Here is a 15,491-nt window from a genome sequence, read left to right as displayed (position 1 = left end):
ACCTAATCCTTGCCCCAGCGTGGCCGGCGCATCGAAAAGACTTCGTCGACGCTGGCATAGTCCATGTAGCCAAGCCGAGCCACATTGCCAGCCTTGGTGGTGTCGAACAGGCCGTCTTTCAGGAAGGCGTCGTCAATGTGCACGCAGACCACTTCGCCGGCGACAACGACGGCGCTCGTCGGCGTTCCGTCCAGCGCCTTCGGGCGAAACACCTCCGTCACCCGGCATTCCAGCGCGGCAGGCGCGGCCGCGACGCGCGGCGGCTTCACGAGACGCGAAGGCGCCATGGCGAGATCGGCATAGACGAACTCGTTGACGCCGCGCGGCGCGTTGACGGACGTATAATTCATCTTCTCCGCGAGATCGCGGCTGACCAGATTGGCAACGAACTCGCCGGTCTCTTGGGCAAAGGAAGCACTGTCCTTCTCGCCCTCCGAGGAGAACCAGACGATGAAGGGCCGCGTCGAAACGGCATTGAAGAAGGAGTATGGCGCCAAGTTGATCTCGCCTGCCCCATTCAGCGTCGATATCCAGCCGATCGGCCGCGGCGCCACGATCGCCTTCGACGGATCATGCGGCAGCCCGTGCCCCTTGGACGGTTCGTAGAACATTCAGCCTGCCCAGGGTCCCGAGTAGTCGGCATAGAGCTTTGCCGGATCGGGCCGTGGCCGCTCCGGCGCCGGGCCGGCATAGGAGCCGATATGGATGAAACCGACGACGCGCTCCTGCGGCGCCAGTCCAAGGATCGCCCTGCCCTCCGGAACGTCGGAATACCAGTTGCTGATCATGTTTGTGCCATAGCCCAGCGCATTGGCTGATATCATCAGGTTCATCGCCGCCATGCCGCCGGACAGGAACATCTCCCATTGCGGGATCTTGGGGTTCTCTTTCGGCACCGACACCACGCCGATCACCAGCGGTGCACGGGAAAAGCGCGCCAGTTCCTGGTTGCGGCGGCCCTCGGGCAGCGGCCCTTCCCGCTGTTCGGCAAGCGCCGCCAGCTTTTTGCCGATCTCGATGCGAGTATCGCCGCGATAAAGGATGAAGCGCCAGGGTTCGAGCCGGCCATGGTCAGGCACGCGCGTGGCGGCGGCGATCATCGTCGCGATATCGGCGTCGCTGGGCGCCGGCTCCTTGAGGTCCGGAATCGGCGCGGAATTTCGGGTCAGCAGGAAGTCGATGATCGGCGACGCCATGGGCGCAAGTCTCCTGAACACTCTGTTTTGAGCTGAAGCGCACCATCGGGAATTCGGGCGGCTCGGGCAAAGGCGCGCGAGCGCCGGGCTGAAGAGTCCATGGATCGGACTCTTAAGCCTTGAAATTGCCACCGCCATGGGCTTCAACGCAAGGCATGTTTGAGGGGCGACTGCGTCTTTTCCTGGTTTGGCTCTGCGCCGCGCTGTTCCTGCTGCCGGTCTCCCTGGCTGCTGCGCAGCAAAAGGATGGCGTGGGCGACCTGAAACTCCCCGGAATATCGAGCTATGCGACGCCCAAGAGCGAAGCCCCGCTGGCGCTTGGCGGCGGTGGCGCCATCACTTTGTCGGCGCAGCTGACCGACAAGGGCACCGACATCACCCGCGGCCTCGTATGGCGTGTCTTCAAGCCTGAGCCCGTCAACGGCAAATTGCCGATGGTCGCCTCCGCGCATGGCGGCAGCGCCGTCTTCCAACTCGAGCCCGGCAGCTATCTGGTCCATGCCTCCTATGGCCGCGCCGGCGCCACCAAGCGCATCACTGTCGGCAAGGAAGCCAAGCGGGAAAGCCTGGTACTCGATGCCGGCGGCCTGAAGCTCGACGCGGTCCTGTCCGGCGGCGTGCGCATTCCGCCGAAAAAACTGCGCTTCTCGATCTATGAGGGCACCGCCGAGGCCAATGGCGACCGCGCGCTGATCATTCCCGATGTCGAGCCCAACAGCGTCGTGCGGCTCAATGCCGGCATCTACCATGTCGTCTCGACCTATGGTGCGGTCAACGCGGTGATCCGCTCCGACATCCGCGTCGAGGCCGGCAAGCTGACCGAAGCCACCGTCGAGCATCACGCCGCCGAGATCACCATGAAGCTGGTGCGCGAAGCCGGTGGCGAAGCCATCGCCGACACGTCATGGTCGCTGCTCAACGAATCCGGCGATCCGATCAAGGAGACCGTCGGCGCCTTCGCCTCGATGGTGCTTGCCGAGGGCGACTACACCATCATCGCCAAGAACCGCGACCGTATCTACCAGAAGGATTTCACGGTCGTGGCCGGGCAGAACCAGGAAATCGAGGTTCTGGCATCCGAAGCCGCGGCCATGGACCCCGAAGAAGGCGCGGACTAGCCTCAGGCGGCCAGTTTCGTCCGCGCCGGCAGGAACGGAATCCGGCGGCGCGGCACTTGCGGCGCCAGGTCGAACACACCGCGGTAAAGACGCTCGAGCAATGCCTTGCGATCGCGCAGCGGCTCCAACTCGCTCCAGCTCAGCACATCGCCGACGCGCACGTCGATCGCCTTGCCGGAAAGCCGCGCGAATTCGTGGATGAGCATCGAAAGCCGCAGCGTCAGCGAAGCCTTGCCGACGAATTTGGCCACGCGGCCATCGCGCTCGGCCATGTTCATCGGCCCGCTGACCAAATGGAACAGCCTGCCATTCTGTCCGGAAAAATGCATCGGAATGACGGATGCCTTGGCCTCCTGCACCAGACGCGCCGGGAACATCTTCCATGGCAGGTCGCGCGCCCGGCCAAAGCCTTTCGGCGCGGTGGCGACGCCACCGGCGGGGAATACCACGATGGTGACACCCTCCTTCAGCAGCCGCACCGCCTCGTGACGCACGGCCATGTTGTTCTTCAGCGCTTCCTTGGTCTCGGAAAAGTCGATCGGCAGCGAATAGGGCTCCATCTCGCGGATCTTGAGCAGATCCTTGTGGATCATCACCCGGAACGGCCGCCCCAACTGCTCCGCCAGCGACAGCACGGCAATGCCGTCGCCAATGCCGAACGGATGGTTGGCCACGATCACCAGCGGTGTGTCCGGCAATGGCGCGGGCGGCCATTGGTCGGCGGTGCGTATCCGCACATCGATCAAGTCGAGCATGCGGCTGAACACGCGCTCGCCTGATGGCACCACCTGGCGGCGCCAGAAATCATAGAGCGCGGCATAGCGGTCGCGCCCCGACAGGCCTTCAATGGAATGAATGACCCAGCGCGTCAGCGCCGGCTGTCGCGGATTGGCATAGGAAAGCTCGGGAAACGGTTTTTCGCGCGTCTTCAGCTTGAGCATGAGTGCTCGTTACAAGGTTGGCGTGACAGGGATATGAAAATGGCGGTGGATCGCTCCACCGCCATTCCTGGGAACTATCGGATCAGGCCGCGCGTTTGCGCCTGCGGTCCGGTGTAACGGCCTCTTCGGTCAGTCGCGTGATCGCCTCGGCAAGGCCAAGCGATTCCTGGTCGCGCGAGCCGAGCCGGCGTATGTTGACCGTCTGTTCCTCCGCCTCGCGCTTGCCGCAGACGAGGATGACGGGCACCTTGGCTAGCGAGTGTTCGCGAACCTTGTAGTTGATCTTCTCGTTGCGCAGATCGGCTTCCGCCAGCAGCCCGGCTGCCTTCAGCTTTGCCACCACCTCGGTCGCGTAGCTGTCCGCCTCCGAGGTGATCGTTGCCACCACCACCTGCAGCGGCGCGAACCACAGCGGGAAATGGCCGGAATAATTCTCGATCAGGATGCCGAGGAAACGCTCCATCGAACCGCAGATGGCGCGGTGTACCATGACGGGCTGCTTCTTCTCCGAATCCGAGCCGATATAGAAGGCGCCAAAGCGTTCCGGCAGGTTGAAATCGACCTGCGTGGTACCGCATTGCCATTCGCGGCCGATGGCATCCTTCAACACATATTCGAACTTCGGCCCGTAGAAAGCGCCCTCGCCCGGATTGATCGAGGTCTTGATCCGGTTGCCGGACCGCGTCCTGATCGTCTCCAGCACGCTGCCCATGATCGCCTCGGCATGATCCCAGGCCTCGTCGGTGCCGACACGCTTGTCGGGCCGCGTCGACAGCTTGACGCTGATTTCGTCGAAGCCGAAATCGGCATAGGTCGACAGGATCAGATCGTTGATGCGCAAGCATTCCGACGCCAGCTGCTCCTCGGTGCAGAAGATATGCGCATCATCCTGCGTGAAGCCGCGCACGCGCATGAGACCGTGCAGCGCGCCCGACGGTTCGTAGCGATGCACATTGCCGAATTCCGCAAGTTTTACGGGCAGATCGCGATAAGACTTCAACCCATGCTTGAAAATCTGTACGTGGCCCGGGCAGTTCATCGGCTTCAGCGCGAAGACGCGGTCGTCGTCGGTATCGTCGCCGGCGACCGTCACCTTGAACATGGCGTCGCGATACCAGCCCCAATGGCCTGACGTTTCCCACAGGCTCTTGTCGAGCACCTGCGGCGCGTTGACCTCCTGGTAGCCCTGCTCGTCGAGGCGGCGGCGCATGTAGTTGACCAGGTTCTGGAACATCTTCCAGCCCTTGGCGTGCCAGAAGACGACGCCCGGCCCCTCTTCCTGGAAATGGAAGAGGTCCATCTCCCGCCCGAGCTTGCGGTGGTCGCGCTTCTCGGCCTCCTCCAGCATCGTCTGGTAGGCTTCGAGCTGTGCCTGGTCGGCCCAGGCCGTGCCGTAGATGCGTGTCAGCATCGGGTTGTTCGAATCGCCGCGCCAATAGGCACCGGCCACCTTCATCAGCTTGAAGGCGTTGCCGATCTGGCCGGTCGAGGCCATGTGCGGGCCACGGCAGAGGTCGAACCAGTCGCCTTGCGCGTAGATCTTGAGGTCCTGATCCTCGGGAATGGCGTCGATCAGTTCAAGCTTGTAGCGCTCGCCCTTGTCGGCGAAGACCTTTTTCGCCTTGTCGCGCGACCAGACTTCCTTGGTGAACGGCTTGTTGCGCGCGATGATCTCGCGCATCTTCTTCTCGATCACCGGAAAATCGTCCGGCGTAAACGGCTCGTTGCGGGCGAAGTCGTAGTAGAATCCGTTCTCGATCACTGGCCCGATGGTCACCTGCGTCCCCGGCCACAATTCCTGCACGGCCTCCGCCAGCACGTGCGCGGTGTCGTGACGGATAAGCTCAAGCGCGCGCGCATCGTCGCGGGTGATGATCTCGACCTTGCCGGACTTGCCGAGCGGGTCGGAGAGGTCGCGCACGGTGCCGTCAATGGCGTAGGCGACGGCCTTCTTGGCCAGCGACTTCGAGATCGATTCGGCAAGGCCGGCGCCGGTCATCGCCGCGTCGTAGTCGCGGACGGAGCCGTCGGGAAATGTCAGGGAAACGGAATTCAGCATATGGTTCTCCTATCCAGTCCCGCAAACGAGCGCGGGTGGTTGAAATGCATGTCGCCCAAAAGTGTATGACAGTCCTGGGGTTGCGACATGCACAAGATAAAGCCGGATGCGCCAATCACATGGACAAACGGCAGCGCGCGGGTTTTAGAGGCAGTGCCGGGCCAGGTAAAGAGTGCTGGCTGGCCGGCCGTCAGGAAATGTCGGCAGAGATGTCGCAGCCCACCGCTCAGGCTTGCGAACATCCCCGCAATCGTCTGGAATTGTCGATATGGAAAACGCAACACCCAGCCGAACCGCCCTTGGCGTCGCCCGCATGAGGGCCCTGCATCAATTTTCACCGCAGGCGGGGCTGTTTCGCGATCCCTACGCGATCGCGATTCTGGGTGAAGCCGCTCCCGCGGCGCGCGAGCTTGAGCAGGAAGACGAGCGCCGCCGGCGCATGCGCCTGTTCGTGGCAGCACGCGCCCGCTTCGCCGAGGACTGGCTGGCGGCGGCGGTGCGTCGCGGTGTCCGCCAACTCGTCGCGCTTGGCGCCGGCCTCGATACGTTTTCGCTGCGCAATCCGTATCCCGACCTCAGCGTGTTCGAAGTCGATCACCCGGCCACGCAAGCCTGGAAACGCAAATGCATTGCCGATAGCGGACTTGCCGAGCCAACCGCCACCAGATTCGTGCCGGTCGATTTCGAGCGGCAGCGTCTCTCCACCGAACTGGCTGCCGCCGGTTTGCGGTCGAGCGAGCCGAGTTTCTTCATCTGGCTGGGGGTCGTGCCCTACCTGAAGAAGGAAGCGATCTTCAACACATTGTCCTGGATCGCAGGCTTTCCCGGCTCGGAGGTCGTGTTCGACTACAGCGAGCCGGCTGAGAACCGCGATACGGCGGGACAGGCTGCGCTGGCCTTCCACGCAGCCCGCGTCGCATCTGTCGGGGAGCCATGGATCAGCTTCTTCGTTCCGGCCGAGCTGGCGAAATCCCTGGGCGAGCTCGGCTTCGACGAGATCGAGGATATCGAGAGCGGCGATATCGCCGCTCGCTTTTCCAAAGCCCCGAAGGGAATGACAAACACTTCCGGCGGCCACATCATCCGCGCGCGCCGAACCGCCTGACGGGTTACTTCACCAGCAGCGGCAGGTCTTTCAGGAACGTCGCGCGCGTCTTGAGACCTTTTGGCATATCAATGCGGGTGGCATCGACGACCAGGCGGGCAAAGACAATCTGCTGTCCGTCCTTTTTCGCCCAGCCGACGAACCAGCCGAGCGAACGCTTATCCCTGATCTCGTCGGCATCATTGGCCAGCCTCGTGCTGCCGGTCTTGCCTTGCACCGTCCAGCCTCCGGCCTGGAATGTCGGGATGATGGCTGACGTCATGTCGTAGGCCTTGGCCGAGACCGGCAATTTGTGCGCCAGAAGCTTGCGCAGGAAATCGACCTGCTCGACCGGCGTGATCTTGAGCGAGGAGTTGACCCAGGAATGGGTAAGCCCGTCATTCTTGCCGGGATTACCGGAAACGTCTTTGTTGCCGTAGTCGAGTTTCGAGACATAGCCGGCAAAGCTCTGCGGTCCAAGCTTGCGGGTGAGTTCACGCGAATACCAGAGGATCGAATCCTTTTCCCAGATCGTCGGGTCGACTGTCTTCTGGTCCCGCTTCACCGCCGCGAACTCGGGTTTGTAGTCCCAGCTCGGCGTGTGCTCGTCGCTCAGGATACCGGCGTCATAGCCGATCAGCGAAAGCGGCACCTTGAACGTCGAGGCCGGGCTGAACCGCTGGTCGCAGGTGCCGTCCTGATAAAGAACCTTGCCGCTCGCCGCTTCGGCGATCAGTGTGCACTGCACATCCCCAAGCGGCGCAGATTGCGCGCGCATCGGGAACCCCAGCAGCCAGGCGAGCAGGAAGAGGACTCCAGCCAGGATAAAGGGAAGACGGTCGATGTTACGCATTGATGCTCGCTCCAGTAGGGTGTTCGCCAGCGGACTTAGCGAGGTCTCTTGTCTCGATTTTGTCTCAAATGCGCAGTCTTTGTGCAGGCTTGCGTTAACCCTACCGAATTCTAAAAATCTGCCCTCAAATCGATATCCGTATAATGCTGGCCCATCAAACACGCGTTAATTCAACGCGTGTTGCACTTCAAATCTGAGGAGCTCATATCGTCGCCGGTTAACCCGTCTGGACAATGTCTGCGTCGACTGCTCGAATGCCGATCAGAAATGAAATTATGGCCTTGCTCTCCATGAGTGTTTGGAAAAAAGTTATAGCCTATATCGCGTTAACGAGCCTGATCGGGTACACGATCGGCATATCAGCATCAGCGCTGGCATCTGGAGAAATAAGAGATAAATTCAGCTGGATTAAATTCGAAAAACACCCGATAGAATTCATACTATCTTTAGTTGGAACAGTCGCCTTCACTGTTGTTTTGTTTATTATTATGTATCTGATATACCATCATGAGCGCTACATAGTATATGGCAATCAGAATCTGGAGAGAATATAAAAAAATGACTGGGCCTCGCCTGTGACGATCGCTTTATCGGCAACTGGTTTTGGACAGAAGTCGCGTCGTGGTTGGAGGATTCCATGTATCAAAACGGCGACCCAGCATGATGCTGAATGGTACGAAATAGTCCGACTTTGAAGTTAGGCCACCGTCAGGCCTGGGCTTTGCCGCGTTTCCGGCCGATCCGCCAGTACCGCCAGGGCATGAACCAGACATAACGGTCCGCCAGCACTTCCGGAACCAAATCGATGCCGTGCGTGCCGAACGGTCCGCAGCGCAGCACGCGGAAAAACCCCATCCAGCCGCCGGCCCACAGGCCATGGCGGGCGATCGCCTCATGCGCGTATTCCGAACAGGTCGGCACATGCCGGCAGGAATTGCCGACAAAACCGGAAAGCGTCAGCTGGTAAAGCCGCACGAAAGACGTGCCGAGGACACGGCCGGGCGTCTTGCGCCACGGGCCGGGCCAATTGCGCCCGCGCCCTGGCGGTCTGACAGTATGGGCCTGCCCATGCGGGTCGTGCACCGCAGTCTCCGTATCGCGTGCTTCTCCGCGATAGATGTGAGCTTCGTGGGGAGAACGCAATCCCCGCCCCGTGTCCCCTGCGCCGTCATGGGCGGCAGCGACGAGACGGCAGCCTGTCAACCGGAGGCGCCCAGCGGCCGTGGCGGACAGGCTCTTCGCCACACTTTGCGTGGTGTCTTTCGTCACGCCATTGGAACGTTGCGACCCGCATCACATCGCCAAAGATGCTCAGGAACTGGATCATGGTCGGTCTCCTTTGACGCGATTAGACCGCCGCTGGCCTTGCCCTTCAAACGAGTATAATTTCCACTTCGGATAATCCTGGGTTATGCGAATGAAGCGCGGGCGGCTGCCTTTGACGGCATTGAGGAGTTTCGAGGCGGCGGGCCGGCACCTTAGCTTCAGCAAGGCCGCCGAGGAGCTTTTCGTTTCCCAGGCGGCGATCAGCCGCCAGATCCGCGAACTTGAAACCTTCCTGCGCCAGCCCTTGTTCGAACGTCACCATCGCCGCGTCGAACTGACCGACACCGGCCGCCGGCTGCTTGATCAGCTTGTCACAAGTTTCGACGCCATCGATCGGCTGCTCGGCGAATTGGTGGCAGCGCCGGCGCAGTCCGTGGTTCGTGTCAGCGTCGAGCCGTCGCTTGCCTCCGTCTGGCTGGTGCCTCGGCTCAACCGGTTTCGCCAGCTGCGGCCCGATATCGACGTGTCCCTCGAAGTCGATGCCAGGCTGATCGAATTCCGCAGCGATCAACCTGAGCTTGCCTTGCGCTTCAGCGCCAACGCAACTTCCTGGCCCCGCAGCCAGGCAGAGCGGCTTGCCTCCACAGTCGATTCACCGGTTTTGTCGCCGGCGCTGCTCGCCTCGGGCCCTCCCCTCGAGAAGCCAATCGACCTTGCCCGCTACACACTTTTGCATGAGGAAAATCGCCAGGGCTGGACGCGCTGGTTCGAAGCCGCCGGCGTGCCGGCCGATGCCGTGCCCGCGCGGGGGCCGCTGCTGGCGGATATATCGCTCTCAAAGCAGGCCGCCCTGCTCGGACATGGCGTCGCGCTGGGCGATCTCTTGCAGATCGGCAACGAGCTCGAAACCGGCGCACTGATCAAGCCGTTCGACATCGACGTTGCATCCGGCGGCTACTGGCTTGTTGCCAGGAGCTTGGAGGAGCTTTCCGAGCCGGCCGCCGCGTTCGCCGACTGGGTCCGAAGTGAATTTGCTGAAAGCAGACAGACATTGGAAGCAAAGGTCTAGGCCGGTCCCGGGCCGAGGCCCCCGCTACTTTGCCTGCTTGTTTTTTTCGAGAAACTTGTCGATGTCGTTTTATCCCGACTGCCGGAGGCCCGCCCGTTGTGTCCTGTGCCGGGTGGCCCAACAGGCCTGGATGGCCTTCATGAGATAGTCGTTGATATCCCGCGCGACTGCCACGTCGGCCCGGCTCGAGCCGCAGCCCGACATGAGTGCACCGGCAAGGCACCAGACGAACACCACGCCACGGAAGGGTCGGTGTCGCGGGCTGCCGCGAAGTCCGCGCATCGCGAGAACGGAAAATGGCAAGATCAGGCCGCTTGTTCGGCGCGCTTCTTCTCGATCTGGCTGATGGCGTCTACCACGGCGTCAAAGGTCAGCATGGTCGAGGCATGCCGTGCCTTGTAGTCGCGCACCGGCTCCAAATATCTGAGGTCGGCGAAGCGCCCTTCCGGCGGCGCGCCATTCTCTTTCAGCATCTTCAGCATGGTGTCGCGCACCGTGCGCAATTCCTCGGCGCTCGCGCCAACGACATGCTGCGCCATGATCGAGGATGACGCCTGGCCGAGCGCGCAGGCCTTCACGTCATGGGCAAAGTCGGTGACCACCCCGTCCGCCATCTTGAGATCGACGGTAACGGTCGAACCGCACAGCTTGGAATGCGCCTTGGCGGTCGCGTCCGGATGATCGAGCCGGCCGATGCGGGCGATGTTTCCGGCAAAACCGAGAATTTTCGCGTTGTAGACATCGTTGATCATTATTTTCCAATCCGTCGCCGCCAAGCGAACAGCGATTGCCGCTGCTGCGTCTTCCTTTCGCTCGCTACGACCTTATATAATGCTGGCAGTCCGGTAACGACAAGGCGATGAGCGCCAGTGTCCTGGCCGGGAAGTTCACGCCGCTTACGGGGCTGGAAACGGGGCGAGTTTCCGACACCGAAAGGTCGTGGTCCGTTCAACTCGTTCCTCCTTGTAGAGGAACTACGGGAGACGCCTTTTATGGATGCCGTCATCAAGAAACTCATGCCCCAGGCCGCCTACATGGAAAAGCCGGTCACCGACCGGCCGAGCGAAGCCGAGGTCGAGGCCGCCGTGCGCACATTGCTGCGCTGGACCGGCGACAATCCGGACCGCGAGGGGCTGATCGACACACCCAAGCGCGTGGCCAAGGCCTACCGCGAGATGTTCGGCGGCTACGACATGTGCCCGGCAGAGGAACTCGGCCGCACCTTCGAGGAGGTCGCCGGCTATGACGATCTCGTCATCGTCAAGGACATCCAGTTCCATTCGCATTGCGAGCACCACATGGTGCCGATCATCGGTAAGGCACATGTCGGCTACCTGCCGGATGGCAAGGTCGTCGGCCTGTCCAAGATCGCGCGCGTCGTCGATATCTTCGCCCATCGCCTGCAGACGCAGGAAGCACTGACCGCGCAGATCGCCGGCGTCATCCAGGATGTGCTCAACCCTCGCGGCGTCGCCGTCATGATCGAGGCCGAGCACATGTGCATGGCCATGCGCGGCATCCGCAAGCAGGGCTCCACCACCCTCACCTCCACCTTCACCGGCGTTTTCAAGGACACGCCCGAGGAGCAGGTTCGTTTCGTCACCATGGTTCGCGGCGGCGGGGCATAACGTCTAGGCCGATATCGCTAGGCCATGATCCCGACAAACGCGGATCGGTTTTCGCGGACAAACGAAAACGTTTGTCCAGAGATTATGGTCAAACAGGAAGATACACCGGCGATGTCGGCACTGGAATTTCCCAAAACCCCATCAGACAAGAGGGCCTTGGAGGAAGGCGCGGTGTTCTCGCCGCGCTTCGACGCCGCCGGCCTTGTCACCGTCGTCGTCACCGATGCCGAAGACGGCATGCTGCTGATGGTCGCGCATATGAATGCGCAGGCCTTGGCGCTGACACTGGAAACCGGGATCGCCCACTACTGGTCGCGCTCGCGCAACACGCTTTGGAAGAAGGGCGAAACCTCCGGCAATTTCCAACATGTCGTCGAGATGCGCACCGACTGCGATCAGGATGCATTGTGGCTGCGCGTCAAAGTGTTGGGCCACGACGCAACCTGTCACACCGGCCGGCGTTCATGCTTCTATCGGACGGTGGGGCTTGTCGAAGGCAAGGGAACGCTTGTTGACGACGGCAGCAAGCCGCTGTTCGATGCGGAAGTCACGTATCGGAAGCCTCTGTGAACCATTCCATATTCACAAACCACTCATGTTCACTATTCTCAAACATCCTTCTGATATGAATGATGTTGGGACAAGGGAGATCATGATGCTCGAGTGGGCGTCATTGCGTAGCAGACCAGATGTCAGGGAGGCCAACGGCCTGACCTCTTCCGGCGGCGCGTCCGAAACGAAATCTCCCAAGAAAACAGGCATTTCGCTCGCTTTGGGCGGCGGTTGCGCCAGAGGCTGGGCTCATATCGGCGTGCTGCGCGCGCTCGATGAAGCCGGCATCGAAGTCTCGATGATCGCTGGCACCTCTATCGGCGCGCTGGTCGGCGGCTGTTATCTCGCCGGCAAACTGGATGAGCTGGAAGAGTTCGCCCGCAGCCTGACCAAGCGGCGCATTTTCGGCCTGCTCGATCTCAATCTGCGCGGCAGCGGCCTGTTCGGCGGCATGAAGCTCGATGCCCGTCTGCGCGAGCATGTGGCGGGCGTCCGGTTCGAGGACCTGCCAAAACCCTTCGTCAGCGTCGCATCAGAAATCCGCACCGGTCATGAGATCTGGCTGTCGCACGGCTCGCTGATCACGGCAATGCGCGCGTCCTACGCATTGCCTGGCGTGTTCGAGCCGGTGAATTGCAACGGCCGCATGCTGGTCGACGGCGCGCTGGTCAATCCGGTGCCGGTATCGGTCTGCCGCGCCTACGAGCAGCCGCTCGTCGTGGCGGTCAACCTTCACTACGACCTGTTCGGCCGCGCCGCCGTGATCAAACACAGCGCCGGCGAACTGGTTGTCGAAAAGGACGCGCCGCGCGCCGGCCGTGTCGACGCCGAGCACCAGTCGCATCAGACCCGCCTCGGCATCACCGGTGTCATGGTCGAGGCTTTCAACATCATCCAGGACCGCATTTCGCGCGCCAGGCTGGCCGGCGATCCGCCCGACATGTCGCTGCAGCCCAAGCTCAGCCATATCGGCCTCACCGAATTCCATCGCGCCGACGAGGCAATCCAACTCGGCTATCAGGCGACGATGGCCCAGATCGGCGAACTGACCCGGCTGCAGACCGTTCTCGCCTGAGGCCAGCTACCCTCTGAAAAGCACCGTGCATTGCGTCCCATCGACGGAGCGATGCCGCTCTTTGAAGCGCGGCGGCGATCCGCCATGACCAGCATAACCGATTGCAAAACGCAATTGGTTATGCTGGTCTGTGCCTACTATACGGAGGCACACCGATGGCCAAAATCGTCTATTCCATGCTCACCTCTTTGGACGGCTATATCGCCCGATCGGACGAGGACATCGCACTGCCGGTACCTGAGACAGAATTGCATCAGCATTTCAATGACATGATGCGGCGGGCCTCAGTCGTACTTGCTGGGCGGCGGATGTACGAGACGATGCGCTTCTGGGACAGCCCAGACCGCGAGACCGGTGCGACCGAGGTCGAGCGGGACTTTGCCCGCGCCTGGCGAGAGACACCGAAGATCGTCTTCTCGACCACGCTTCGGCAGGTCGGGCCCAATGCCCGGCTGGTGAATGGCGATGCCGAGACCGCGGTGAGATCGCTCAAGTCAGAGACGGATGGCCTCGTCATCCTCGGCGGCGCAGACCTTGCCGCTGGTCTGGCACGAGCAGGGCTTATCGATGAATACCGGCTGTACATGCACCCGGTCGTGCTGGGGGGCGGCAAGCCGTACTTCCAGTCCGGCCTGTCGCTGACGCTGAAACCGCTTGGCACGGAAAGCCTGCCCCAGGACGTGACGCTAATGCGTTACGCTCCGGCCAGCTGAATGCTGTGGCCCCGGGGGCGCAGCTACGCCCGCGCCGCATCGACAATCCGGAATTGCACCGTGCGGTTGCCGTTCCAGTAATTGCCCGACAGCGAGCCGGCGACATGCACGCTCTTGCCCCGGTTCTTGAACAGGAATTCACCAAGCACCGTATCAACGGCTCGAAAGGCGATCGCCTGGATGCGGCCGCCGCTGTCCGACTGCAATTCGCAGCGTATATGGTTGGTGCCGACCGGCCGGGCGTCGGCGAGCTTATGGCGCGGCAGCACGAAAACCGGCGCGACGTGGCCGGCGCCGAAAGGGCCGGCCTTTTCCAGCGCGTCGAGCAGGCTGAGCGTCGCGCCTTCGGCTGCCAGCGCGCCGTCGATCGCCAGGCTCTCCTCGTTCTGCAGCCGAAACACGTCGGCAGCCGCCCGTTCCTCGAAGAACGCCCTGAGTTCGCCCAGCCTGGCGCGCTCCACCGTGATGCCGGCCGCCATGCCATGACCGCCGCCCTTGACGATCAGCCCGACATCGGCGGCTTCGCGCACCAGCCGGCCGAGGTCGAAGCCAGACACAGATCGGCCCGAACCGGTACCGATGCCCACAGCGTTGAAGGCAATGGCGAAAGCCGGCCGGCGCGCATGATCCTTCAGCCTCGAGGCGAGCAGGCCGACAATGCCGGGATGCCAGTTGTTGCTGGCGGTGACGACGATCGCCGGGCCGCTGCCGCCGGCAAGCTCGGCATCGGCTTCGGCACGCGCTGCGGCCAGCATCTCCTGTTCCATCAACTGCCGCTCCTGGTTCAGCCGGTCGAGCGTCTCGGCGATGGTCCGCGCCTCGACCGGATCGTCCGTCGCGAGCAGCCGGCTGCCAAGTGCTGCATCGCCGATGCGCCCGCCGGCATTGATGCGCGGCCCGATCAGATAGGCGAGATGGAAGGTGCTGATCGGCTCGCCAATGCGCGATACCCGGGCCAATGCGGCCAAGCCTTCATTCTTCTGCTGGCGCGCCATTTGCAGCCCTTTGACGACGAAGGCACGGTTGACGCCGGTGAGTGGCACCACGTCGCAAACGGTCGCCAACGCAACGAGATCGAGCAGCGACAGCAGATCGGGCGGCGCGACATCGCTCAGGCCACGCAGGATTTTCGCGGTCTGCACTAGGGCGAGGAAGACGACACCGGCAGCGCACAGATGCCCCTGCCCGGAAAGATCGTCGTCACGGTTTGGATTGACCACCGCAATCGCCGCCGGCAACGCGCCGCCGACCTGATGGTGGTCGAGCACCACGACATCGGCGCCAGTTTCGTTGGCGGCATCGACGGACACGGCGCTGTTGGTGCCGCAATCGACGGTGACAATTAGCGTGGCGCCGCGCGAGACGAGTTCGCGCATGGCATCGGGATTGGGGCCGTAGCCCTCGAAGATACGGTCCGGAATATAGATTTCCGACGGTATGGAGAAATGCGCCAGAAACCGCTTCAGCAAGGCCGACGAGGCGGCGCCGTCGACATCGTAGTCGCCGAAGATCGCTACCTTTTCCCTCGCCATCACCGCCGCCGCGATGCGGGTGGCGGCCTTGTCCATGTCGGTCAGCGACGCCGGATTGGGCAACAGGTCGCGGATCGTCGGATCGAGGAACCGCTCGGTCTCGTCGGCGGTAACGCCGCGTCCGGCCAGAACGCGCGCGACGATGTCGGGCACACCATGACCTTGCGCGATGGCAAGCGCGACCATGTCCTGCCGTTCGGTCAGCCGGTGCTCCCAGGAGAGACCGGTCGCCGACTGCCTGACATCGAGGAATAGGCGCCTTTCGCCCATTATGCGCTTTGCCAATTCATGGTTGGCCGCAGGATAGAGCATGTCGCCCAAAAATGGGCAGCGGTTTTGGGCTTAACGACATGCGCGAACAACAGCCTAAAGTGCTGCGCTTGAACGCGACGCGCTTTAGGGCCA

The 15,491-nt window shown here is 62.2% G+C and carries 15 protein-coding genes; 7 read left to right on the top strand and 8 right to left on the bottom strand.

Annotated elements, in window-relative coordinates:
• Positions 1-2: 2 nt before the first annotated feature.
• Positions 3-611: a flavin reductase family protein gene (locus JG747_RS19635; protein ID WP_064984220.1), complete on the bottom strand. Its 609-nt coding sequence runs from the start codon at positions 609-611 to the stop codon at positions 3-5.
• A complete protein-coding gene (locus tag JG747_RS19630) occupies positions 612-1,196 on the bottom strand; it encodes a nitroreductase family protein (protein WP_064984219.1) in 585 nt (194 codons plus the stop codon). It abuts the gene before it with no gap.
• A 155-nt stretch (positions 1,197-1,351) separates the two neighbouring features.
• On the opposite strand from JG747_RS19630, the gene JG747_RS19625 reads away from it, so the two are divergent.
• Positions 1,352-2,314 (top strand): hypothetical protein, encoded by a 963-nt coding sequence (locus tag JG747_RS19625; protein ID WP_019858448.1) that lies wholly within the window; start codon positions 1,352-1,354, stop codon positions 2,312-2,314.
• A 2-nt stretch (positions 2,315-2,316) separates the two neighbouring features.
• Here JG747_RS19625 and JG747_RS19620 read toward each other — a convergent pair whose 3' ends face one another.
• Together JG747_RS19620 and thrS are read right to left on the bottom strand one after the other, a co-directional pair.
• Positions 2,317-3,255, bottom strand: a complete 939-nt coding sequence (locus JG747_RS19620; RefSeq protein ID WP_202359853.1) for a lysophospholipid acyltransferase family protein — start codon at positions 3,253-3,255, stop codon at positions 2,317-2,319.
• 82 nt (positions 3,256-3,337) lie between these two features.
• A complete protein-coding gene (gene thrS, locus JG747_RS19615; RefSeq protein ID WP_202359852.1) occupies positions 3,338-5,314 on the bottom strand; it encodes a threonine--tRNA ligase in 1,977 nt (658 codons plus the stop codon).
• 268 nt (positions 5,315-5,582) lie between these two features.
• On the opposite strand from thrS, the gene JG747_RS19610 reads away from it, so the two are divergent.
• Entirely contained in the window at positions 5,583-6,419 is an 837-nt protein-coding gene (locus JG747_RS19610; RefSeq protein WP_202359851.1) for an SAM-dependent methyltransferase, read from the top strand.
• A 4-nt stretch (positions 6,420-6,423) separates the two neighbouring features.
• Here the strand turns inward: JG747_RS19610 and blaOXA are convergent, their stop codons facing one another.
• Entirely contained in the window at positions 6,424-7,251 is an 828-nt protein-coding gene (blaOXA, locus tag JG747_RS19605) for a class D beta-lactamase (RefSeq protein WP_202359850.1), read from the bottom strand.
• A gap of 708 nt (positions 7,252-7,959) precedes the next feature.
• Positions 7,960-8,334, bottom strand: a complete 375-nt coding sequence (yidD, locus tag JG747_RS19600) for a membrane protein insertion efficiency factor YidD (protein WP_027046894.1) — start codon at positions 8,332-8,334, stop codon at positions 7,960-7,962.
• A 334-nt stretch (positions 8,335-8,668) separates the two neighbouring features.
• Here yidD and JG747_RS19595 point away from each other — a divergent pair, with 334 nt between their 5' ends.
• Positions 8,669-9,586 (top strand): LysR substrate-binding domain-containing protein, encoded by a 918-nt coding sequence (locus JG747_RS19595; protein ID WP_019858456.1) that lies wholly within the window; start codon positions 8,669-8,671, stop codon positions 9,584-9,586.
• Between the two features lie 305 nt (positions 9,587-9,891).
• On the opposite strand, the gene JG747_RS19590 is transcribed toward JG747_RS19595, so the two are convergent.
• Positions 9,892-10,338 carry an iron-sulfur cluster assembly scaffold protein gene (locus tag JG747_RS19590; protein ID WP_202359849.1) on the bottom strand — a complete coding sequence of 149 codons (447 nt, stop codon included), beginning with the start codon at positions 10,336-10,338 and terminating at the stop codon, positions 9,892-9,894.
• 240 nt (positions 10,339-10,578) lie between these two features.
• Between JG747_RS19590 and folE the strand changes: the two genes are divergently transcribed.
• The 4 genes from folE to JG747_RS19570 all read left to right on the top strand — a co-directional run bounded on the left by folE (position 10,579) and on the right by JG747_RS19570 (position 13,554).
• Positions 10,579-11,214, top strand: a complete 636-nt coding sequence (gene folE / locus JG747_RS19585; RefSeq protein WP_019858459.1) for a GTP cyclohydrolase I FolE — start codon at positions 10,579-10,581, stop codon at positions 11,212-11,214.
• A gap of 111 nt (positions 11,215-11,325) precedes the next feature.
• Positions 11,326-11,784, top strand: a complete 459-nt coding sequence (gene hisI / locus JG747_RS19580; RefSeq protein WP_202362316.1) for a phosphoribosyl-AMP cyclohydrolase — start codon at positions 11,326-11,328, stop codon at positions 11,782-11,784.
• An 85-nt stretch (positions 11,785-11,869) separates the two neighbouring features.
• Complete coding sequence (locus tag JG747_RS19575) at positions 11,870-12,841, top strand: patatin family protein (protein WP_027046896.1); 972 nt, start codon at positions 11,870-11,872, stop codon at positions 12,839-12,841.
• Positions 12,842-12,996: 155 nt separating this feature from the next.
• Positions 12,997-13,554, top strand: a complete 558-nt coding sequence (locus tag JG747_RS19570) for a dihydrofolate reductase family protein (RefSeq protein WP_038647180.1) — start codon at positions 12,997-12,999, stop codon at positions 13,552-13,554.
• 23 nt (positions 13,555-13,577) lie between these two features.
• Here the strand turns inward: JG747_RS19570 and recJ are convergent, their stop codons facing one another.
• The gene (gene recJ / locus JG747_RS19565; RefSeq protein WP_446720595.1) at positions 13,578-15,356 is read right to left on the bottom strand and encodes a single-stranded-DNA-specific exonuclease RecJ; all 1,779 of its coding nucleotides are present in this window, start codon (positions 15,354-15,356) and stop codon (positions 13,578-13,580) included.
• Positions 15,357-15,491: the final 135 nt, after the last annotated feature.

The organism is Mesorhizobium sp. 131-3-5 (assembly GCF_016756575.1).
GTDB lineage: Bacteria > Pseudomonadota > Alphaproteobacteria > Rhizobiales > Rhizobiaceae > Mesorhizobium > Mesorhizobium jarvisii.
The sequence above is the reverse complement of the archived record's forward strand: the minus strand, read 5'-3'. Positions and strand labels throughout refer to the sequence as shown.